The sequence below is a fragment of the Shewanella sp. QJM3NY_23 genome (assembly GCF_056173105.1).
This window is the reverse complement of record NZ_CM149657.1, coordinates 2,773,705-2,796,436: the sequence shown is the minus strand read 5'-3', so window position 1 is coordinate 2,796,436 and position 22,732 is coordinate 2,773,705. Positions and strand designations below refer to the sequence as shown.

At 46.7% G+C, this 22,732-nt stretch carries 18 protein-coding genes and 1 pseudogene; 13 read left to right on the top strand and 6 right to left on the bottom strand.

What is annotated here, in order from left to right; genetic code table 11:
- Positions 1-415: 415 nt before the first annotated feature.
- The 5 genes from AC0VXX_RS12425 (at position 416) to AC0VXX_RS12405 (ending at position 8,844) form a co-directional block, all read left to right on the top strand.
- Positions 416-3,475, top strand: coding sequence for an EAL domain-containing protein (locus AC0VXX_RS12425; RefSeq protein ID WP_475514502.1), 3,060 nt, complete (start codon positions 416-418; stop codon positions 3,473-3,475).
- Between the two features lie 127 nt (positions 3,476-3,602).
- Positions 3,603-4,874: a DEAD/DEAH box helicase gene (locus AC0VXX_RS12420; RefSeq protein ID WP_475514501.1), complete on the top strand. Its 1,272-nt coding sequence runs from the start codon at positions 3,603-3,605 to the stop codon at positions 4,872-4,874.
- A gap of 202 nt (positions 4,875-5,076) precedes the next feature.
- Positions 5,077-6,183 carry a CobW family GTP-binding protein gene (locus AC0VXX_RS12415; protein WP_475517018.1) on the top strand — a complete coding sequence of 369 codons (1,107 nt, stop codon included), beginning with the start codon at positions 5,077-5,079 and terminating at the stop codon, positions 6,181-6,183.
- 130 nt (positions 6,184-6,313) lie between these two features.
- On the top strand, positions 6,314-7,654 hold the full coding sequence (locus AC0VXX_RS12410; RefSeq protein WP_475514500.1) for an MATE family efflux transporter: 1,341 nt from the start codon (positions 6,314-6,316) through the stop codon (positions 7,652-7,654).
- A 125-nt stretch (positions 7,655-7,779) separates the two neighbouring features.
- The gene (locus AC0VXX_RS12405) at positions 7,780-8,844 is read left to right on the top strand and encodes a TonB family protein (protein WP_475514499.1); all 1,065 of its coding nucleotides are present in this window, start codon (positions 7,780-7,782) and stop codon (positions 8,842-8,844) included.
- Between the two features lie 256 nt (positions 8,845-9,100).
- Here the strand turns inward: AC0VXX_RS12405 and nadK are convergent, their stop codons facing one another.
- The gene (gene nadK / locus AC0VXX_RS12400) at positions 9,101-9,979 is read right to left on the bottom strand and encodes an NAD(+) kinase (RefSeq protein WP_475514498.1); all 879 of its coding nucleotides are present in this window, start codon (positions 9,977-9,979) and stop codon (positions 9,101-9,103) included.
- Between the two features lie 100 nt (positions 9,980-10,079).
- Between nadK and grpE the strand changes: the two genes are divergently transcribed.
- A complete protein-coding gene (grpE, locus tag AC0VXX_RS12395; RefSeq protein ID WP_475514497.1) occupies positions 10,080-10,715 on the top strand; it encodes a nucleotide exchange factor GrpE in 636 nt (211 codons plus the stop codon).
- An 87-nt stretch (positions 10,716-10,802) separates the two neighbouring features.
- Here the strand turns inward: grpE and dxs are convergent, their stop codons facing one another.
- From dxs to xseB, 3 genes are read right to left on the bottom strand one after another with little or no spacing between them, the layout of a single operon-like run.
- Positions 10,803-12,671: a 1-deoxy-D-xylulose-5-phosphate synthase gene (dxs, locus tag AC0VXX_RS12390; RefSeq protein ID WP_475514496.1), complete on the bottom strand. Its 1,869-nt coding sequence runs from the start codon at positions 12,669-12,671 to the stop codon at positions 10,803-10,805.
- 22 nt (positions 12,672-12,693) lie between these two features.
- Positions 12,694-13,575, bottom strand: coding sequence for a (2E,6E)-farnesyl diphosphate synthase (gene ispA / locus AC0VXX_RS12385; protein ID WP_475514495.1), 882 nt, complete (start codon positions 13,573-13,575; stop codon positions 12,694-12,696).
- Entirely contained in the window at positions 13,576-13,815 is a 240-nt protein-coding gene (xseB, locus tag AC0VXX_RS12380) for an exodeoxyribonuclease VII small subunit (protein ID WP_110458496.1), read from the bottom strand.
- A gap of 397 nt (positions 13,816-14,212) precedes the next feature.
- On the opposite strand from xseB, the gene pomA reads away from it, so the two are divergent.
- The 3 genes from pomA to thiI all read left to right on the top strand — a co-directional run bounded on the left by pomA (position 14,213) and on the right by thiI (position 17,547).
- Positions 14,213-14,980, top strand: a complete 768-nt coding sequence (gene pomA / locus AC0VXX_RS12375) for a flagellar motor protein PomA (protein ID WP_475514494.1) — start codon at positions 14,213-14,215, stop codon at positions 14,978-14,980.
- Positions 14,981-14,984: 4 nt separating this feature from the next.
- Positions 14,985-15,926, top strand: coding sequence for a flagellar motor protein MotB (locus tag AC0VXX_RS12370; protein WP_475514493.1), 942 nt, complete (start codon positions 14,985-14,987; stop codon positions 15,924-15,926).
- 166 nt (positions 15,927-16,092) lie between these two features.
- Positions 16,093-17,547: a tRNA uracil 4-sulfurtransferase ThiI gene (gene thiI, locus AC0VXX_RS12365; RefSeq protein ID WP_475514492.1), complete on the top strand. Its 1,455-nt coding sequence runs from the start codon at positions 16,093-16,095 to the stop codon at positions 17,545-17,547.
- 470 nt (positions 17,548-18,017) lie between these two features.
- On the opposite strand, the gene AC0VXX_RS12360 is transcribed toward thiI, so the two are convergent.
- Entirely contained in the window at positions 18,018-18,251 is a 234-nt protein-coding gene (locus AC0VXX_RS12360) for a hypothetical protein (protein WP_119977868.1), read from the bottom strand.
- Positions 18,252-18,432: 181 nt separating this feature from the next.
- On the opposite strand from AC0VXX_RS12360, the pseudogene AC0VXX_RS12355 reads away from it, so the two are divergent.
- The 4 genes and pseudogenes from AC0VXX_RS12355 to rlmM all read left to right on the top strand — a co-directional run bounded on the left by AC0VXX_RS12355 (position 18,433) and on the right by rlmM (position 21,634).
- A pseudogene (locus AC0VXX_RS12355) lies at positions 18,433-19,345 on the top strand (transcriptional regulator GcvA).
- Entirely contained in the window at positions 19,326-20,072 is a 747-nt protein-coding gene (locus tag AC0VXX_RS12350; protein ID WP_475514491.1) for an alpha/beta fold hydrolase, read from the top strand. Before AC0VXX_RS12355 ends, AC0VXX_RS12350 begins: the two are co-directional and overlap by 20 nt.
- On the top strand, positions 20,065-20,454 hold the full coding sequence (locus AC0VXX_RS12345) for a DUF423 domain-containing protein (RefSeq protein WP_475514490.1): 390 nt from the start codon (positions 20,065-20,067) through the stop codon (positions 20,452-20,454). The genes AC0VXX_RS12350 and AC0VXX_RS12345 overlap by 8 nt, the downstream gene beginning before the upstream one ends.
- Positions 20,455-20,548: 94 nt before the next feature.
- Positions 20,549-21,634: a 23S rRNA (cytidine(2498)-2'-O)-methyltransferase RlmM gene (rlmM, locus tag AC0VXX_RS12340; RefSeq protein WP_475514489.1), complete on the top strand. Its 1,086-nt coding sequence runs from the start codon at positions 20,549-20,551 to the stop codon at positions 21,632-21,634.
- A gap of 79 nt (positions 21,635-21,713) precedes the next feature.
- Here the strand turns inward: rlmM and AC0VXX_RS12335 are convergent, their stop codons facing one another.
- Positions 21,714-22,721 carry an isocitrate dehydrogenase gene (locus AC0VXX_RS12335; protein WP_475514488.1) on the bottom strand — a complete coding sequence of 336 codons (1,008 nt, stop codon included), beginning with the start codon at positions 22,719-22,721 and terminating at the stop codon, positions 21,714-21,716.
- Positions 22,722-22,732: the final 11 nt, after the last annotated feature.

The following is a 22,732-nucleotide window of genomic DNA, read 5'->3' as shown; positions in this document are numbered from 1 at the left end:
TTCAGGCCCGATGTCAGCCTTGCTGTATGGTCGTGGATTTAATGGGTTGTGAAATACAGGGGTCGATAAGCTGTTGCTATACAAGTGTTTTTGATCTTCGCGATGCTGCAGTGCCAGTGCCAGTGCCAGTGCCAGTGCCAGTGCCGCTGACTTATGCGGGCAACTTACGTGAAGTGGCTTATCTAAGGCGGTGTTTGAGTGCTGCGTCGAGCGGGCGCCTTGCAGCCTTGAAGGGAGGGTTGCACTATGTCTAAACCGTTACGCAGTCATTGGTTAGCATGGGCAATTTGTTTCTAAATGGCGTATTACCTTTATAAATGGTTACTTTCAATCATTGTTGAGCGTATTTTTTTAACCCAATTCTGCTACACTCTGCTGAGTGTTATCTACTTGATAATAAGATGTTAAGTTGCTTATGAGCCAAGATACGTTATCCGTTTTTTTTCAAAATGCCGCAATTTTGCTGGTATTAGTTTTTATCTATGATGCTGTTCCGCGTCAGCGACGTCACCAATATTCTTGGTTGTGGCGTGTGCTGGCAGGTTTACTGATTGGCGTGGTGACAGTGATCACCATGATCACCTCATGGGAATATCAAACGGGTATTTTTGTCGATGCGCGCGCGGTTATTTTAGGGATTTCAGGACTATTTTTTGGTGGTTTACCCACTTTAGTGGCCACGCTTGTGGGGATCATCTTTCGCGTATTCGAAGGTGGCCCAGCGATGCTTACCGGCATTATGGTGATGATCGTGGCCGCCAGTTTGGGCAGTCTATGGCGTTACCATCGTAAAAATGACATTGCCGATATGACCTTTAAAGAGTTATTGCTATTTGGGGTTGTTTTGCATCTGCTCACTCTATCCCTGTTAGCGCTACTGCCTTTTGAGCTATTTGTCGATATTTTATCTATTGCCGCGCTGCCAATGATGATGATCTTTCCCTTAGTGACGGCGTTAATTGGGCTGCTATTGTCACGTCGGCTCGAAGTAGAACGTGACGCTAAAATTAAGCTGCAAGATGATTTTATTTTTCGCTCGCAATTTGACATTGGCAATATGGGGATCGCCATCACTTCTGTCGATCAACGTTGGATGAAAGTCAATCCGAGGTTGTGCAAGATGCTGAAATACTCCGAGCAAGAACTGCTCCAGCGCACTTGGTCTGAGTTGACCTATTTTGAAGATCTTAAGGCCGACGAAGATCAGTATAAGCGCTTACTTAATGGAGAGATTGACGCTTACGAGATGGATAAGCGTTATGTGGCCAAAGATGGTGAAATTGTTTATACCCATCTCGCGGTCGCGTGTCGACGTGTGAATCATCAGGTCGATATGGTGATTGCCGGTATTATCGATATCACTGCCAACAAACAAGCCGAACTGGCGGTAAGAACTAGCCAAGAAAGATTAGCGTTAGTTTTAGAAAGCAGTGACTTAGGCTTGTGGGATTGGGATATCAGCCACAATAAAACGGAACGTAATCCATGGTGCGCTAAGGTGCTTGGGTGTGAATTAGAGCGCCTCAATAATGACCCGCGGCTTTGGATAGATGCCATTCATCCGCAAGATAGATCCGCGGTTTTAAATGCCATGGATAAGCATCTCAAAGGGGAAGCCCCCAAGTACATTGCCGAGTATCGGCTGATCACCTTAACGGGTGAGGAGCGTTGGATAGTCGATACGGGTAAAACCGTGAGCTATGATAATCACGGCCGGCCACTGCGCATGTGTGGCGTGCACAGCGATATTACTGAACAACGGCAGGTACAGGAGTCATTAGAGCTTGCCGCTTCGGTCTACAATAACTCGAGCGAAGCGATGAGCGTGCAAGATCATCAAGGTAAAATTATCACGGTTAACGCCGCCTTCACTGCGATTACCGGCTACCAACCACAAGACGTGCTCAATAAAGATATCAGTCTGTTACAGTGTGAATACGGTGATAAATCACAATATGCTCAGTTAACTAAAGCCGTTAGTGAGGTTGGACGTTGGCAGGGAGAGCTATGCTTGAAAAGCAAGCAGGGCGGTGAGTATATGGTGTGGTTTACCATTAATACCATTTATGACCACCAGGGTGAGGTTTTTCGTCGCGTCGCGTTGTTTTCTGATATTACTGATAAAAAACAAGCCGAACAGATTATCTGGAAGCAGGCAAATTACGATCCACTCACCGGCTTACCCAATCGACGTATGTTACTCGAATATTTAAGCAGTGAGATGTTGCGCATTGACCGTGATGAGAGCCATTTTGCCTTAATGTTTTTGGATTTAGACTTTTTTAAAGAGGTGAACGATACCTTAGGCCACGATATGGGCGATTTACTGTTACAAGAAACCGCCAAACGGTTAAAGGGCTGTATCCGTGAACTCGATATGTGTGCCAGGTTGGGGGGCGATGAATTTACCGTGGTGTTGTCGGGCATTGATTTTCCCGGCGGAGTCGAGCGGGTGGCGCAGTGCATTTTACAGCGCATTAGTGAACCTTATAACCTAGGTGATGAAACCACATATATCAGTGCCAGTATTGGGATTACTATGTATCCCGACGATGCGACCAGCATTGAAGGGTTATTAAAACATGCGGATCAGGCGATGTATGCCGCCAAAGAGCAAGGACGAAATCGCTTTCATTATTTTACTCCTTCGATGCAAGAGTTTGCCCGTTATCGTATGGCGTTGATTAAAGATCTGCGTCATGCCATTAGCCATAAAGAGTTTGAGCTTTATTATCAACCGATCATCGATATGAACAGTGGCGATATTTACAAGGTGGAAGCCTTGATCCGCTGGAATCATGCATCGCGGGGCATGGTGTCACCCAGTGAGTTTATTTCGGTTGCCGAAGAGACGGGATTAATCAACGATATCGGTAACTGGGTGTTTGAAAAGGCGGCGCATCAAAGTGCCGAGTGGCGTAAGCAGTTTGGCACCGAAATACAGATAAGCATTAATAAATCGCCAGTGCAGTTTCGCGACGAAGGTGACACCTTTAGTGGCTGGCTCACCTTATTGCAGCATCTCGAACTGTCTAGTAATGCCATCTGCGTCGAAATAACCGAAGGGTTGTTATTGGATGCATCTATGGGGGTCACCGAAAAGTTACTCGCCTATCGTGATGCTGGTATCCAAGTCTCGCTAGATGATTTTGGGACGGGTTATTCATCGTTAGCCTATCTGAAAAAATTTGATATCGATTATCTCAAAATTGATCAATCTTTTACCCGTAACTTAGAAACCGACACCGATGGCGTGGCCTTGTGCGAAGCCATTATCGTGATGGCTCACAAGCTGGGGATTAAAGTGATTGCCGAAGGGGTTGAAACCGAATTCCAACGTGACTTTTTAGCCAAGGCTGGTTGTGATTATGCCCAAGGCTACCTGTTTGCTCGGCCGTTGCCGCAAGCGGAGTTTGAACAAGCTTACTTAAATCAGCGCTCAAGCTCGTCAGGCTTCATTGAGGGAACTCATTAAGTGGCTAGCGCTCTATATTAACGGCCAGTGACAGTCTAATCATGTTGAATCGTTATCCTTATGGCGCGGTTTTTGGTAGACTCCGCGCTCAGTTTTGACCCAATAGCCATTGACCATCGAGCCCATTATGAATTTTGATTCACTCCCTCTGCATCCTCTGCTTATCCAAGCGACAGCGCTATGCGGTTATCAACAATTAACCCAAGTGCAGGCCAAGGTGATTCCGATTGCATTGCAAGGCCGTGATGTGATGGCCTGCGCCGAAACGGGCACGGGTAAAACAGCGGCCTTCAGCCTGCCTTTCCTACACAAGCTGCTTGAGAGTGACAGGCCATTAGGCCAGCTTAGTGTGCTGGTGCTGACGCCAACCCGTGAATTAGCGATACAAGTGGGCGAGAGTATTGCCAAGTACAGTCAGTTGACGCCATTAACGTCACTGGCGGTTTACGGTGGCGCTAATATTAACCCTCAGCGTAAGGCTCTGGCAAAGGGGGTCGATATTTTAATTGCCACCCCAGGACGTTTATTTGACCTAATAGGCCAGCATGGCTTGGATCTGTCGTCGGTCGAGCAGCTGGTTATCGATGAAGCCGACCGTATGTTGGATTTAGGCTTTGTTAAAGACATTGAGCGAGTTAAAAACCTTATTGCTCCGCGCCATTCCACTCAGCTATTTTCGGCGACCTTTAGCAAGGCGATTAAGGTGCTAGCCACTAAGATGCTAGACGATCCCGAGTGGATTAATGTGACGCAAAACACCACCGCAGCCAATATAAAACAGGAGGTTTACCCGGTCGATAAGCGCCGTAAAGCCGAGCTCTTGGCTGAGCTGATTGGGCGTAATAATTGGCAACAAGTATTGGTCTTTGTCAGCAGTAAAGAGAGTGCAGAGACGCTGCACAAAGAGCTAAAACTAGACGGTATAAAAAATGCCGTGTTCCATGGTGATAAGACCCAGGGGGCGCGAAATCGGGCGCTCGAGCAGTTTAAATCGGGTGAACTCAGAGTGATGGTTGCGACCGATGTTGCCGCCAGAGGATTGGATATCGCGGCGTTACCACTGGTGATTAACCTTGAATTGCCGCTGGATGCCGAAGATTATGTGCATCGTATTGGCCGCACCGGCCGCGCAGGTTTAGCCGGTCATGCCATCTCATTTGTGGCATTGAATGATGAAAAAATGCTACAAGAAATTGAAGCCTTAATTGGGCAAACCTTGCCAAGACACATAGTGCCTGGATATGAGATAGGTGCGCCATTACCTGCCCGTTACCGTGAGTTGCAACTGGAAACGACCAGCCCATCACATAAACCCAAGCGAGCGAAGCGCCCTTCAGCACGCGACAACCAACATCATAGTTATGCCAGCCGACGGGCTAATAAGTCGCGCAAGGTATAAGGGGATTGGCAACATTGTCGGTTACAGTTGGCTAACCTAATTCTAGGCTATCGATACAGCGTCATGGTGAACGTGGCGATAGCAATGAGTTAACCCGTCGACGAGTCTATCCGCTGACACAGGATTAGTTAGCCTAAAGGTTAGCCAAGCTGATAAGCCTTAGCCATAATGCAACCATAGCGAGAACAAAATGCGCAAACCGATCATAACTCAGCCCGTCGCAACTAATGTGATCACCGGTTTTTTAGGTGTGGGTAAGACTACGCTCATTAAATATTTATTAGCGAATAAGCCCGCTAACCAAGTATGGGCTGTGTTAGTTAATGAGTTCGGTGAGGTTGGTATTGATGCCAGTTTTATCGGTAAGCCATCGGGTAAGGTGCAGATAAAAGAGGTAGCTGGTGGCTGTATTTGCTGCGCCGCAGGCGTGCCCACTCAGGTGGCGGTTAATCAGTTACTTGCACAAGCTAAGCCCGACCGATTATTGATTGAACCCACAGGGTTAGGGCACCCTAAAGCGATTATCGACACCCTGAGCCAACCGCATTTTCAACAGGCGATCGCCTTAAAAAGTGCCATCTGCTTAGTGGATGCGCGTAAGGTGAGCGACAACCGCTATCGAGAAAGCGACATTTTTAAGCAGCAGCTAGCCATTGCCGACCTGATTTTAGTCACCAAAGGTGATTTAGCGGCAGATGAGGATTTGCCACAGTTGCGCACCTTTCTTGCCGAGCAGTCTATTAGCGCGCCAGTGCAATCAATCAATTTAACCCGCGAGCAAGAGAGCCAAACTCCGGCGTTATTTAATCGGTTAGCGGAGCAGGTGTTAGATTGTGCCAGTGCTCAGCGCCTCCCTAACGCGCAGGTCAGCTTATCGGCGCACAGTGGCTCATCTTTTGGCTCGAATTCGTTACTTTTTTCAGCTTCAATGCCGCTAAGCCCTTTTTTAGCCCCATCTGCTATGGAGCCACAAACACCGCCGACGGCGGAATTTGATCAGCTTGGTATCTATCGCAATGATAATCATCATGAGGGGATATACAGTGCTGGCTGGGTATTTGATTGCCATTATGAATTTGATTTTGAAGCTATTGTCGCGTGGGTAAAGCGTCAGGACTGCCTGCGTTTAAAAGCCTTGTTAATTTGCGATGAAGGTATTGCTGCTCTTAACTATGTAGATAAGCAGCTGCAGGTTGTAGAGCTTGATGATGCGCTGGACTCTCGTATTGAGTTGATTTCTCGCCAGCCAATCACTATATCCACAACCGAGCTGCAGCTGCTGTCGTTTGCCAAGCGCTACGCCGTTTAACGATGTGGCGCTTATGATTGTCAATCATAGTAGTCAATCATTGTTGGTAAGGTGGCGGTTAGGCCCGCGTTATAATGAATGGTTAACATGATTTCTTTGTCTTTTTTACTGAGCAGATAGATAACTGACTATGCAAGACGTACCACAAGATCAATCGTTAGCGACAGACCCAATCCCAACATTAGTATGGCGTTACACCATCCCCACGATTTTATCTATGTTAGTGACTGGGGTGTATATGGTGATAGACGGCATGTTTATTGGCCATTATCTGGGCGAAGTCGGCTTGGCCGGAATGATGTTGGCGTATCCGGTCGGGGCGATTTTGTATGCAGTTGGTGCGCTGTTGGGGATGGGCGGCGCCTCATTAGTGTCTATCAATTTGGGACGTAATGATCCGGCGCGAGCGCGAAAAATTCTCGGTAATACCTTTACCCTCTGTTTAATTTCCGGCGTTTTATTTGCGCTGGTGGGCACCTTTTTCAGTGGTGATATCTTAATTTGGCTGGGCGCCGAGGGAGAAGTATTACGCAGCGCCGATGAATACCTGTTTTGGTATTTTGCCTTAGGTGTCTTTCCTATTTTGGCCATCGCGTTTGCAGCGCTGTTAAGAAACGATGGTCGCCCAGGTTTTGTAACTTGGGTATTGATCATCAGCGGTTGCCTTAATGCGCTACTCGATTGGCTGTTTATTGTGGTGTTTCCTTTCGGGCTAGCTGGCGCCGCCATTGCTACTATGATCTGTCAAGCAGTGACAGGCTTGGCTTGTTTGCAACATTTTTTTACGCGCAAAACTCGCCTCGGTATCGATATCGAGCAGATGAAGCTGACTCTAGATCACTGCCTCAACATTGTAAAAGTGGGTTTTCCCAGCTTTTTAATGAACCTGTATCTCTCGATTGTTTTAACGCTGCATAATATGGCGTTTTTATGGGTCGGTGGGCCAATACATGTTGCCGCTTATGGAGTGGTGAGTTACACCGAGGCATTATTTTATTTGATTTTTGAGGGGATAGCGCTCGGCACGCAACCCATTTTTAGTTTTAACGCGGGAGCTAACCGGTTCGATAGAGTGTTCCAGACGTTTAAAATTGCTACTTTGATGACCTTAGTGACGGCGGCCATCGGTTTATTGTTTATTTATTTGCTGCCGAAATATTTGGTGTATATTTTTGCCGGCGATAATGCCGAGTTAACACCTGTGGCTATCGAAGGGATGCGGCTCTATTTTTGGGGACTGCCTTTTGAAGGCGTTATTCTTACCGGCGCGGCATTTTTCCAGGCGATCAATCGCCCTAAAGACGCGGCCATGTTAACCGGCAGCAAGTTAATATTAATTGCCGTTATTATTTATCTGTTTGCTTGGGCGTTTGGGGTGACAGGCGTGTGGATCTCTTTGGCGTGTTGTAGCGCCTTACTGACCTTATGGATGGTCAGGCGATTAAGCTCACTTTACAAGAGTTTGCAATAATTGGGGAGGCTGATAGGATGGCTTTTAACCAGTGAAATGCTTGTCTAAAATAAGTCGAGTTTACCTAATATAAAGCAGGGAAAAGCTGCGTTAGTTTATTTTCACAAATAAGGATATTTGTTTATATGGTTTTAAAATTACCGCTATTGGCGCTAAGTGCAGTACTGTTAATCAATTCTGCATCGCTTGGCGCCTCACCTTTTAGCGACAGTTATGCCGCTTATCAACACGCCATTGAAGTTAAAGATATTCAGGCTGCTGAGCAGTATGCACAGCAAACCTATCTGCTCGGTCAGGGGTATTTTGAGCCTGGCGCTATCGACATTACTCATCTGCAATTGAATTGGGCAACATCCTTGCAGGCCAAAGGCGATCTCGAGGCCGCGCATCAACAGTTTTTGCAGGTTTTAGAGACTTATAGGTCATATTTTGGGGCGGATGCCATTGAGGTTATCGACCCACTACTGGGCGCTGCGCAAACCATGTCGGCGTCTAAAGAGCAAAAGTCGCTGTTTAAAGAAGCTATCTCCATTGCACAGACAAGCGATAACCTGTTACTTACCGCCGAGATCAAGTTATTGGCTTTTAAGGCATTGGTGTCGACGGAATATTACGGTCGTGATATTCGCAGTGATGTATTAGATGCCTATGAGATCTATCAGCAGCTGCCTAATAATGATATCCGCCGGATAACGGCAACTTATTACGTTGGCGTGATAAAGGCGAGTGAAAAGCGATACAGTGATGCTATTAGCCATCTAGAAGAGGTGGTCAAGCAGTTTGCTGTGCTCGATTTTAGTCATCCCTATAAGCTGTCAGCCCATGCACGTTTAGTCGAGCTATATGAGCATGAGGGCGAGAGCGAGCAGGCCACAGCCCACTGTATTGCGATTGGCAGTATGACGCCTTGGGATGATCAGCAAGAGCAAACGCCGCTGTTTCGTTCGTCGCCTCAATATCCTATGTCCTATATCCGTGCTGGACGCGAAGGATGGTCGCAGATTGAATTTACTGTCGATGAACAAGGGTTTGTCCAAGATCCGGTTACAGTGGCCTCTGAAGGCGGCCCTTTATTTATAAAAGAGTCGCTGAAGGCGATAAAGCAATGGCGTTATGCGCCTAAGTTTGTCGATGGTAAGCCCGTTGCGGCGCAAACCACAGTAAGATTATTGTTTGAAGTACAAGGTTAACGTTTGTTCTGCATGCCTCAAGCGGCTGAGTAAGCTTAGTGTTTTTAGCTATTAAAGCAATTAATTGAACTAGTTAACTAATAAGCCCTCGTGTAATGACGAGGGCTTATTTTTGATTTACCACTGGCTCATAGGTCTAATGGTTTGTGGATTGTTTTAAGTACATCAACAGCTTGTAAAGGTATCTTGTGCCCATGATTTACGTGATCCTGTGGAGAGAGGCGTTGTTAGCTGTAACCATAAGCACGTCACTGAGTTAAAACAACTTGCTGCCCCAACCGAGTTTACTTCTTAACACGTTAAAGTAGTTATATCCCGTTGGGTGGATCAAATGTAAGCGCTCTTTGCTGCGGCGGATAATAATTTCATCGCCTGGCAGTACCGCTAAAGTGACATGACCATCACAGCTGACTTCTAAGGCATCATCATTATCTGGTGACACTACCAGTTTGATGGTGCTACACGCATCGACCACTATGGGTCGGCAAGACAAAGTGTGCGGAAACATGGGCACTAAAATAAGCGCTTCAAGATTAGGGGTTAAAATGGCTCCCCCAGCAGAAAGTGAATAGGCTGTAGAGCCTGTCGGGGTCGACACTATCATGCCATCGGCGCGCTGACTGTACATAAAATTGTCGTCAATATAGACTTCAAACTCAATCATATGCGCAATTTTACCGGGATGGAGCACGGTTTCGTTGACGGCGGTGTTGCTGGCTTTTACATTGCCGTGACGATGGACTTCCGATTCGAGTAAGAAGCGGTATTCGGTTTTATAATCCCCTTCGAGCACTTTCGTTAATGCTGGTTCAAACCCTTCGGGTGGCAGATCGGTCAAGAAGCCTAAATTACCGCGGTTGACGCCGATAACCCCAATATCAAAGCGGGCTAACACGCGCGCTGCGCCTAACATATTGCCGTCACCACCGACAACGATGGCCAAATCACAGTATTCACCTATTTGCAGTAAGTCGACCGATTTGACATGGGCACCTATTTCGGCGGAAACTCTCTCCTCAACATAAACATCATACCCGTTTTGGGTTAACCAATGATGCAGCTGTTTTAGGGTTTTATGTGTCCCAAGGTGATGGGGTTTGCCAATTAAGCCAATTGTGTGGAACGCTTTGCTCATATTTGTCTTTGATCCATGCCTTAGGGCTTGAAACCTCAAATTTGATCCCCATAATATGCCCAGAGTATGCAGAAACAAAGCATTTTTAGCTGGAGTAACAATGAGCAACGAATCAAATAAAGCACAAGAGCCACAGATTGATAAAAATATCGCGCCAGAAGTCGACACCGAAGTGGTTGAAGATGCGGCCAATTTGATGGATGAGCTGACCCAAGCTAATTTTCGTATAGAAGAGCTTGAACAAGCACTCGCCGCGGCAGAAGCGAAAGTAGAAGAGCAGAAAGACTCGGTGATCCGTGCTGCTGCAGAAGTGGATAACGTGCGTCGCCGTGCGGCAATGGATGTGGAAAAGGCCCATAAGTTCGCCCTAGAAAAGTTTGCCAATGAACTGTTACCCGTTATCGACAATATGGAGCGTGCGCTGCAAGGCACTAATGTTGAAGATGAGGCCACTAAGGCGATTTATGAAGGGGTAGAGCTGACGCTTAAGAGCTTTACCACTGCGGTTGAAAAGTTTGGTCTATCGCCATTGAATCCTCAAGGCGAAGCCTTCAATCCTGATCATCATCAAGCCATTGGTATGCAGCCAAGTGATGAGTTTCCGGCAAACACCGTCATGATGGTCATGCAAAAAGGTTACATTCTTAATGACCGTCTACTGCGCCCAGCCATGGTGATGGTGTCGCAAGGTGGCGGTGACTCTGCCGATACAGGCTCAATCGATACCCAAGCCTAATAGGTATTCGGTGCCGTTAGCATAAAAAAATAGGCCTCAAGTTGAGGCCTATTTTTTTGTCACTGTTCGACTAGAAATACTGACAGATCACGCACCGATATAGGCGTTGATCTGATGTAAAATCCCTTCGCCATCGAGTTTGAGCTCTGCCAAAATCTCCGCCGAATCACCATGTTTAATAAACTCATCGGGCAAACCGATATTGAGCACCGGCATGGGTAATTTCAGTTGTTGCAGTAGTTCCAATACGCCAGAACCTGCGCCGCCCATAATGGCATTCTCTTCCACTGTCACTAAGAGGTCGTGGCTGGTGGCTAATTGCTTAACCAGTTCAGCATCTAATGGCTTAACAAAACGCATGTCAGCCAGTGTGGCATCTAAGGCTTGGGCCGCATAATCTGCCGCAGCCAAGGTAGTGCCGAAGTTAAGAATGGCAATTTTTTGGCCTTGACGCTTAATCAAACCCTTACCAATTTCCATAGCGGTCATGGTGTCCACTTGCGGCTCGCCGGTGGCGCTGCCCCTAGGATAACGGATTGCAGTTGGGCCATCGTTATAGCAGTAGCCTGTATAGAGCATTTGCCGGCATTCATTTTCGTCAGACGGCGCCATGATCACCATATTCGGTACAGTGCGCATAAAGCTTAAGTCAAACGCGCCTTGATGGGTTGGACCATCGGCACCGACAATACCGCCGCGGTCGATAGCGAAGATAACTGGTAACTTTTGCAGAGCCACGTCATGAATTAATTGATCATACCCGCGTTGCAAGAAGGTCGAATAGATGGCCACAACGGGCTTATACCCTTCGCAAGCAAAGCCAGCGGCTAATGTCACTGCGTGCTGCTCGGCAATCGCCGCATCGAAATATTGCGCCGGGAAGCGTTGAGAAAACTCAACCATGCCTGAACCTTCTCGCATGGCGGGAGTGATCCCCAAGACTTTGTCATCCTTTTCTGCCATATCGCACAGCCAGCGGCCAAATACTTGAGAAAAGCTAGGATTTGAAGGTTTTGCGGCCGGCTTGGCAAAGGTTGATGGATCAAATTTAGGCACGGCATGCCAGCCTATGGGATCTTTTTCTGCCGGTTCATAACCACGACCTTTCTTCGTCATGATATGTAAAATCTGCGGTCCCGATAAGTTGCGCATGTTACGCATGGTTTCGACTAAGGCATCGACATCGTGACCATCGATAGGGCCAATATAGTTAAAGCCCAGCTCTTCAAACATGGTGCCAGGTACAACCATACCTTTGAGGTGCTCTTCGGTTCGCTTAGCCATCTCTTTGATGACAGGCATCCCTTTGAGCACTTTTTTACTGCTTTCACGAATGGTGGTGTATAAGCGGCCAGACATCAGTTGGGCTAAGTGATTATTGAGTGCGCCGACGTTTTCCGAAATCGACATCTCGTTATCATTGAGCACCACTAACATATCGTTATGTAGGTCTCCGGCGTGGTTCATTGCCTCAAACACCATACCGCCAGTCATAGCGCCATCGCCAATCACGGCGACCACTTTGCGCCCAGCTTGCTCTTTCTCAGCTGCAACGGCCATTGCCAATGCTGCACTGATAGAGGTACCAGAGTGGCCCACGCTAAAGGTGTCATACTCACTTTCTTCACGCCAAGGGAAGGGGTGTATGCCTCCCTTTTGACGAATGGTGTGCATCTTATCGCGCCGACCGGTTAAAATTTTATGCGGATAGGCTTGATGTCCCACATCCCATACGAGTCTATCGAATGGCGTGTTATAGACATAGTGCAAGGCAACGGTGAGTTCGACAGTGCCTAGCCCTGAGGCAAAGTGGCCACTAGAAATGCCTACCGATTGCAGCAGAAAACTTCTGAGTTCATCAGCAAGTTTTGGGAGCACGCCCTGTGGCAGCTGTCTCAGCTCATCAGGGGTGTTGGCCTGTGCTAACACAGGGTATTTCGTTATATCCAAACTCATAGCGAGATTCTTTGGCTCTTTATTATACTCTTCGCTCAATGATAAAACGGGCGAATTCGGCAATTAACTGGCTATTGTATGGTAATTTAGCCAGCGCTGATAGGGCATCATGGATCAAACTTTTCGCGGTTGCTTGTGCACCAGACAAGCCTAGCAGTTTAGGGTAGGTGCTCTTATTGGACTCACAGTCAGAACCTTGTGGTTTTCCAAGCTCTTCGGTACTCGCGGTAATATCGAGTACATCGTCTTGAACTTGAAAGGCTAAACCCACTGCGTCGGCAAATTCTAACAGTAGATCGCGCTCGGTATCTGTGATGCCAGCGGCAATGATAGGTAATTCCACCGCACAGCGAATGAGTGCGCCAGTTTTTAAGCGATGTAAGCGTGTTAATGTGGTTAAATCTATCTGTTTATTAGTGGCATTAAGATCCATCGCTTGACCACCACACATCCCATGATATCCAGAGGCTTTTGCCAGTGAGCGTACCATGGCCAATTGCTGACTTGGTTGTAAGCCTGACTGCTCTTGGCTAATAATTTCAAAGGCTAAGGTTTGCAAAGCATCGCCCGCTAAAATTGCGGTGGCTTCATCGAAGGCGATATGCACTGTCGGTTGACCGCGGCGCAAGGCATCGTCGTCCATGGCTGGTAAGTCGTCGTGGATAAGCGAGTAGGCATGGATGCATTCGATGGCGGCGGCGCAGGCGTCGAGTTGCTCCAAGGGAACATTGAGCATGTCGCCTACAGCGTACACTAAGAAGGGCCGAATACGTTTGCCCCCCAGTAATGCGCCATGCTCCATCGCGGCTTTGAGTTTCGGCTCAGTGTCATCTTGATCAAGAATAAAATGGCGCAGCTGGTCATCGACACGCTGCTGATATTGGGTTATCGCATCGGTTAGCAATTACTCGCCCTCGGCAATATAGGGGTGCAAACTGGGTTGATCTTGCTCTTGGGTTAGAATAGACACTTTTTGTTGTGCCTGCTCTAACTTTGCTTGGCTGTTTCTGACTAGGTTGATACCGCGCTCAAACTGTTTCAATGCGTCATCGAGCGATACATCACCTTGTTCTAAGTCGCCGACAATCCGTTCTAACTCGGATAAGGATTCTTCAAAAGTGAGGTTTTCAGGTTTTTTAGCCACAGTGATTTTCCCAAGAAATTAGCGACACACAAAGTATCTCAGTCAACCTTAAGGGTCAAATTACGCTGCCGTATATTTGTGCAACAGCACGCTTTAAGGAGGTTTTTTTATAAAAAATTGAATTTATAGCTAAACTTGCGTGTAAGCTGTCCGATAATGGTAATAGATCAAGACTCAATTTTGTCGAGTATTATACCCTAAAGAGGTGTAGGCCGTTAAGGCGATAAGTTACCAATAATGACTTTATCTGGCAGCGATACACCGTATAATTGCCTGTGTTAGGGAAGTATGGGGTTATTATCAAAGGCCCTATTTTTTGCGTTTTATCGAGCTGATTAACTCTTGTCGCTTTGATGACCAAGTTAGAGACAGCCCATTTTATAGATAAGGAAAAGTTGTGGATTTAGCGACACTGATAGGCCTAATTGGTGCGTTTGCTTTTATTATCGGCGCCATGTTCACCAGTGGTGGCATTGCTATTTTTATTGATGTGCCCTCGGTACTGATCGTGATGATAGGCTCACTGTTTGTGGTCATGATGAAGTACAACTTAAAGCAGTTTTTAGGCGCAGTAAAAATTGCCGCCAAAGCCTTTATCTTTAAAATCGATAAACCAGATGAGCTGATTGAACAGTCGGTTACCATGGCTGATGCAGCGCGTAAGGGCGGCTTTTTAGCATTGGAAGAGGCTGAAATTAGTAATAGTTTTATGCAAAAAGCGGTCGATATGTTGGTCGATGGTCACGATGGTGAAGTGGTTCGTGAAGCACTGGAAAAGGATATTTCGCTCACAGAAGATCGCCATAAAACTGGCATTGGTATTTTTAAATCCTTAGGTGATGTTGCGCCCGCTATGGGCATGATAGGCACTTTAATCGGCTTGGTGGCCATGTTGTCTAACATGGACGACCCTAAGTCTATCGGGCCTGCGATGGCCGTCGCCTTGCTGACCACCTTATATGGCGCCATCATTGCCAATATGATCGCTATTCCCATTGCCGATAAATTGACCTTGCGTATGAGTGAAGAGATGCTCAATCGTAACTTGATCATGGATGCGGTATTAGCTATCCAAGATGGTCAAAACCCTAGGGTAATTGAAGGTTTCTTGAAAAACTATTTATCAGAGAAACAACGCACAATCGATACAACGGACGGGGAATAGCCGTATGGCTAAGAAGGTCAAATGCGATTGTCCGCCTGCGGGAGCCCCCATGTGGTTGGCGACCTTTGCCGATTTGATGTCGCTGCTGATGTGTTTTTTCGTGCTGCTGCTGGCATTTTCCGAAATGGATGTGATGAAGTTTAAGCAGATCGCCGGCTCGATGAAATACGCCTTCGGGGTGCAGAATAAGGTCGAAGTTAAAGATATCCCTAAGGGCACCTCTGTTATTGCGCTAGAGTTTCGCCCCGGCAAGCCCGAACCAACACCGATTGAAATCATTAATCAGCAAACCAACGAGATGACTGAGCCGACAATTGAAGTTCAGGCGGGGGAAGATGACAGCGCCGGTGGCATACAGCAGCAACGTGGGGCTCAACGCGGTGGCGATGCAGCGTCGACCGCGCAAGAGCAGGCGGAAGCCGAAGCCGAAGCTCAGTCTCAGCAAGATGCCTCTTCGCAAGATCAGATTAACGATCAAGTCAAAAAAATGGCCCAAGCCCTCAATAAAGAGATTGTTGATGGGGCGATTGAAATTGAATCATTAGGACAACAGATCATTATTCGCATTCGTGAAAAAGGCGCCTTCGCATCGGGATCCGGTTTCTTACAGCCTAGATTTAAGCCTGTAGTGCGCCGTGTTGGCGAGCTGCTAAAAGATGTGCCCGGTGTGGTGACAGTATCTGGGCATACCGATGACATGAGCATCAATAATGAACTCTATAGCTCCAATTGGGATCTATCCAGTAAACGAGCGGTGGCTGTCGCCCATGAGTTAATCAAAGTCGACGGCTTTAAACCACAACGGATGAAAGTGGTCGGTATGGCGAGCTCAGACCCTTTGGTGGCTAATGATTCGGCTGAACATCGTACGCGCAATCGGCGTGTTGAAATTGCTATTGAGCAAGGTAAGGCGAAAGAGACTGACGAGATCCGGGTTGGACAATAACGGTTGACTCATACCATAACCATTCGAGAGCGGGCCCCTTATGGGGCTCGTTTGATTTAATCCTGCTTAAAATTGCGATCTTTTAGCGCTGCATAATAGGCATTTGTGCAGTGACCTTGATATAATGGCTAAATTGCTGTCTAAATTTATCCCCCTCGGAACTTCAATGAAATTTATCGTAAAACTGTTTCCCGAAATCATGATGAAAAGCAAACCGGTAAGAATGCGTTTTACCAAGATGCTTGAAACCAATATTCGTAATGTACTGCGCAAGGTCGATGAGGACGCAAAAGTCCAGCGCCAGTGGGATAAAATCATGGTTATGGTACCCGCTGATAAGCCTGAAATGGTGGCTGTATATGCCGAGCGCTTAGCCTGTATTCCTGGGATCGCCCATGTGCTGCAAGTTAAAGAGAGTACCTTTGAGTCGGTTGACGATATCTATCAGCAGACGCTAGCCCTATATAAAGACCAACTTGCGGGAAAAACCTTTTGTGTAAGGGTCAAGCGCAGTGGTAAGCATGAGTTTAACTCGATTGAAGTTGAGCGCTACGTGGGCGGTGGCTTAAATCAGTTTACCGACGCCACTGGCGTTAGGCTTAAAAACCCCGATATGACGGTTAACTTAGAGATCGATAGAGAACACCTTTATCTGGTTGAAAAACGTATCGACGGACTCGGCGGTTTCCCTATGGCGACCCAAGAAGATGTACTTTCTTTGTTGTCTGGTGGATTTGACTCTGGAGTGTCGAGTTACCAGTTTATTAAGCGTGGCTCGCGAACCCATTACTGCTTCTTTAATCTTGGCGGCGATCAACATGAGATCGGTGTAAAGCAGGTTGCTTACCACTTATGGCAAAAATACGGCGAATCTCATAAGGTTAAATTCGTTTCAGTTCCGTTTGATCCTGTCGTGACCGAGATTTTAGAAAAAGTCGACAATGGTCAGATGGGCGTTATCCTTAAACGGATGATGATGCGCGCTGCGACTCGGGTTGCCGAAAAAATGGGTATTCAAGCATTAGTGACCGGTGAGGCTATGGGGCAGGTGTCGAGCCAGACTTTGACTAACCTCAATGTGATTGACCGCTGTACCGATATGCTTATTTTACGTCCACTTATTGTGATGGATAAGCAAGATATTATTAATCTGAGTCGTCAAATTGGCACCGAAGATTTCGCCAAGTCGATACCCGAATACTGCGGTGTTATTTCACAAAAACCTACGGTAAAAGCGGTATTATCAAAAATCGAGGCCGAAGAAGCTAAGTTTTCTGACGATCTGTTAGATAGGGTGATTGCCGATGCCGAAATTATTGATATTAGGGAGATAGCAACCAGCATGGATACTAAGATCACGGCAACTGAAACCGTTGACTCAATTGGTGGTGGCGAGGTTGTCATCGACATTCGTGCTCCAGAAGAGCAAGAGCAGAGCCCATTAACTATTGAAGGGGTCGAGATTAAAACCATTCCATTCTTTAAGTTGGCCACTCAGTTTGCCGCCCTCGATAAAGATAAAACCTATCTATTGTATTGCGATAGAGGGGTAATGAGTAAGTTGCAGGCGTTGTATCTGCAAGAGCAAGGCTATAATAACGTGAAGGTTTATCGTCCTTAATTGTTATTTAGTTTTTAAAAGCCGCCTAACAGGCGGCTTTTTGTTATCTGATGTTTACTCGATAGTCAGTACATTATGTGGTTAACATACAATGGCGATTCACAAGGGTTTAGCACCTTAATCTAATGCAGCCTGCAGGTTAGTGTATCTGCGGAGGTTTAGTTTATATGACTTGATTGAGTCAGCGGACTTAAACTACGCGATAAAGCGACAAGAGAAAGTGACAAGATATAGCCAAGAGATTCGCTTCATGAGGTAAAAGTCACAATGGGAGGCACTGTCATCAATGGGCCTAGCTGATGGCTATAATGGTGCAAGATGAATATTGATAATATTATCAATAAGCTACTTTGCTTGGCTCAAAGGTTGAATAAGTGGCAAGAATGAGTGGTAATAAAAAAGCCGCATCAAAGAATGCGGCTTTTTATGACTTGCAATAAGCACTATTGCTCGTGATGATGCAACTTGTGCTACTCTGCAAGTTGTGCGCTAACGGCTTCGGTCTTTAATTGCTCATCTTCATGTGCAATTAAAATAGCGTTGAGGTCATCATTGAGATCTTGTTGCATCTGGGTTAACCCTTCGGCCAACTGTGCACTGATCGACGCATGTAAATCGGTGGTATCTACAAGGATTTCATCTGCGTTTACGACAGTCGAGCCAGAGAGCAACGCCATGGCAAAAACAGTCTTAAAGTTAATCATATTAATCGTCTCCGAGCGATTGCTATAGGGGATTAGACACTCCCCCTTTTCTCGTCGTAGAGGCTGTCTAATTTCATCGTTTAATTGGCGAAAATTTTACCAATTATCTGTTTCTTTACAAACGATAAAATGTAACAATTAGGATTAGAAAAACTAATCAAAATATGCGACAGGGATCACTATGTCTAGACGTCTACCTCCGTTGAATGCGGTCAAAGCATTTGAAGCCGCTGCCAGGCATTTAAGCTTTACGCGAGCGGCTGAAGAATTGTTTGTAACGCAAGCTGCTGTTAGTCATCAAATTAAGGCGTTAGAGGAGTATTTAGGCTTAAAATTATTCCGTCGTAAAAACCGCTCTTTGCTGTTAACAGAAGAGGGGCAGGGTTATTTTCTCGATATCAAAGATATTTTCATTCAGCTGGCGGATGCAACAGATCGTTTACTTGCTCGAAGCGCCGTAGGATCCCTTACCGTCAGTACCTCGCCGAGTTTTGCGATTCAGTGGCTGGTGCCTCGTTTATCTAATTTCAGTGAAAAGAATCCCGACATTGACGTACGTATTAAAGCTGTCGATGATGAAACCAGTTCGCTTACCGATGATGTCGATGTGGCCATCTATTATGGTATGGGAAACTGGCCTGGGGTGCGTGCCGATAAGCTGCGCAATGAGGTATTAATTCCGGTGTGTTCACCTATGTTACTCAATGGACCTAAACCACTTCAGCAGCCAAGTGATTTGAAATATCACACCCTATTACATGACTCAAGTCGTCACGATTGGCAGGCTTGGTTTCGGCAATGTGGCATTAATGATATTAATGTGAACCAAAGGTCCCATTTTTAGTCATTCATCGTTAGTCTTACAGGCGGCAGCTCATGGTCAAGGGGTTGCATTAGGTTACAGTGTTTTGGCTAGACCAGATATTAAAGCCGGCCGTTTAGTCTGCCCTTTCTCTGAAGTGCTGGTAAGCAAAGATGCCTATTACCTTGTGTGTCAGCAAAATCATGCCGAAATCGGTAAGATTGCCGCCTTCAGGCAATGGATGTTAGATATGTTTGAAGAGGAGTCTCGTAGTGAGCTGTTGCCAGGTTAATCCTACGGATAATCAAGATACTAAGACGGCTACCTTTAGCCGTTTGTTGCTTGAGCAACCTATGCTTGATAACGCATTGCCGAGTAGCGAATGTTGGCTTTCAGGGCCTGTGGCGGACAAAGACACAGATATCGACACGCTGATTTTGTTGGCCCATGGCGCTGGTGCCAATATGGCGCATCCCTTTATGGCCGATTTGGCTGCTGGATTAAGTGCTACAGGAATGAGTGTCGTGCGCTTTAATTTCCCTTATATGCGTAACAATGCCATTGATGGAAAACGACGCCCGCCAGACAGGGCGCCTAAACTCTTAAATGATTTTAAGTTACATATTGAGGCGATACGTAAACGCTACCGTCCGCGGCAACTGATTTTAATGGGTAAGTCTATGGGCGGGCGTATGGCCGCTATGGTATCGAGCGAAGTGGCGGTCGATGCCGTGATTTGCTTGGGTTATCCATTTGTGCCACCGAAAGGGGGTGAGCCTAGACTCGAGCCGATTGCTTTGTGTCCCGCGCCATTGCTGGTGATACAAGGGGAGCGCGATAAATTTGGCGCCAAAGGGCAAGTAGAGCCATGGCTTGCCCCATATTCAGCGCAGTTACTATGGTTAAACGATGGCGATCATAGTTTTGCGCCGCGAAAGTCGTCAGGCACCACACAAGCGGCTAATCTGCAACAGGCAATATCTTATAGCGTGAGTTTTATTAGGGGGTTACATGCATAAAGGATTTTTACTCATGGCGGCGCTCAGTGGTTTTATGGCCGTGGCGTTAGGCGCCTTTGCCGCACACGGGTTAAAGCAGGTCACGAGTGCCGAGATGATAACTATCTTTAATCTGGGCGTTGAGTATCAGTTTTATCACACCTTTGCCTTAATTGCGGTGGCCTTTGGTGGTCATTGGTTAAAGTCGCGTTTAATCACGTGGGCTGGATATCTGTTTATGCTGGGGATTGTGCTGTTTTCAGGCTCGCTTTACTTGTATGCCTTGCTCGGTGCCAAATGGACTGGCCCTGTAACGCCGATGGGGGGATTTTGCTTCTTACTTGGTTGGCTGTTTATTGCCGTTGCGGTATGGCGTAACAGGGTGGTTGAGCTGGATGATTAGTGCCTTGCCTGTTATGGCAATCGTATTCGTTTAGTAGAAAGTGTAGAATGGCGGCCGATTGTTTTGGTCGCCATTTTTTATTCAGGAAGTTCTGATGATTAACCTATTTTTATATTGCCGTGCTGGCTACGAGAAAGAGTGCGCCGCCGAGATCCAGCATCGCGCTGCTGAATTGGATATTGGTGGCTTTGTCAAAACCAACAAAAATGACGGTTACGTTATTTTTCAATGTTTTCAAGCTGGCGACGCCGATATTCTGGCTAAAAAGCTGGAGTTAGATTCGCTCATTTTTACTCGTCAGATGTTCGCCGCCAATGAGTTGCTAAAATCACTGCCTGAAAACGATCGCGTCACGCCAATCGTTGAAGCGCTAGCCAAAGTGAGCAAAGCGGGTGAGCTGAGGGTTGAAACCCCAGATACCAATGAAGCGAAAGAGTTATCTAACTTCTGCCGTAAGTTTACGGTACCGCTTCGTCAAGCCTTAAAGCGCAGTGGTACTCTGCTAGAAAAAGAAAACCCAAAACGCCCGATTATTCATGTCTGTTTTGTTGGTTCAGGCACGGCGTATGTGGGTTACTCGCTCAGCAATAACAGCTCGCCCTACTTTATGGGGATCCCGCGTTTAAAGATGGCTGCGGATGCGCCGAGTCGTTCAACGCTTAAACTGGATGAAGCCTTTATCCATTTTATTCCTAAGGATCAACAAGAGCAGCGTTTACGTAGCGGAATGAACGCCGTCGATTTAGGCGCATGCCCTGGTGGTTGGACTTATCAATTGGTGCGTCGAGGCATGTTTGTGGCAGCTGTCGATAATGGCCCAATGGATCAAGGCTTAATGGACACCGGACAGGTAAAACATTATCAAGCTGATGGTTTTCGTTTTGAACCGCCGCGTAAAAATATTTACTGGTTAGTGTGTGACATGGTTGAGAAGCCTTCGCGAGTGGCGGAGTTGATAGAAGCATGGGCAATTAATGGCTGGTTTAAAGAGGCTATTTTTAATCTTAAACTGCCGATGAAGAGTCGTTATAAAGAGGTGTCGACGATATTAGACACCATGAAGACCATCTTAAAAGAGAATGGCATTGAAGAGTTTCATTTAGCCTGTAAGCATTTGTATCACGATCGTGATGAAGTGACAGTGCACTTATGGCTGCGCCCTAATACGGCTTGGAACTAAGCCTTATCTTGGACAGCATGATATTAAAAAGCCCCACATAATTGCTTATGCGGGGCTTTTTTAATGAGGTGTTAAACCATTAAAGACGGTCAATCACAGCTTGAGTGAAATCGGTAGTACCGTGAGTACCGCCTAAGTCACGGGTAGTACGATCGCCTTCGGCGATAACTGCCGATACAGCGCCTCGGATAGCTTCGGCTTTATCAGACATACCCAAGTACTCGAGCATCTGGATAGAAGCCAAGATCACTGAAGTTGGGTTCGCCAAGTTTTTACCCGCAATGTCAGGTGCGCTGCCATGAACGGCTTCGAAGATCGCGGCATTTTTACCAATGTTGGCGCCAGGAGCCATACCTAGGCCACCGACAAGACCGGCACACAAGTCTGACAAAATGTCGCCAAATAGGTTAGTCGTCACAATCACATCGAAGTTTTCTGGGTTCATCACCAGCTTCATGCAAGTTGCGTCAACAATCATCTCTTCGGTCGTGATGTCTGGGTAACGTAGGCTCACTTCACGTGCCACTTTCAGGAATAGACCGGAAGTTGACTTCATGATGTTGGCTTTATGCACGATAGTGACCTTTTTACGGCCCTCTTTACGAGCAAGTTCATAAGCAAATGTGGTGATCTGCTCAGCGCCTTGACGCGTAATGATGCTGGTGGCTTCGGCTGTGTCACCATCGGCCGAGATAGTTTGTCCAAGGCCTGAATACATACCTTCGGTGTTTTCACGTACGGTAATAATGTCGATATTGTCGTAACGGGCTTGAGTACCTTTAAAAGACAATACAGGACGTACGTTAGCGTAAAGACTGAATCGCTTACGTAGAGTCACGTTGATTGAGGTAAAGCCTTCGCCAACTGGAGTGGTAAGTGAACCTTTAAGGGTAATACGATTTTTTTCAATCAAATCGAGAGTACGTTGCGGAAGAAGCTCACCTTGCTTCTCAAGCGCAGCCAAACCTGCATCGGCAAACTCATACTCAAAATCACAGCCTGCTTTATCTAAAATTTTGATTGCTGAGTCGATAATACTCGGTCCAATCCCATCACCAGGGATCACGGTAATTGTTCTTTTTGACATGGAGAGTCCTT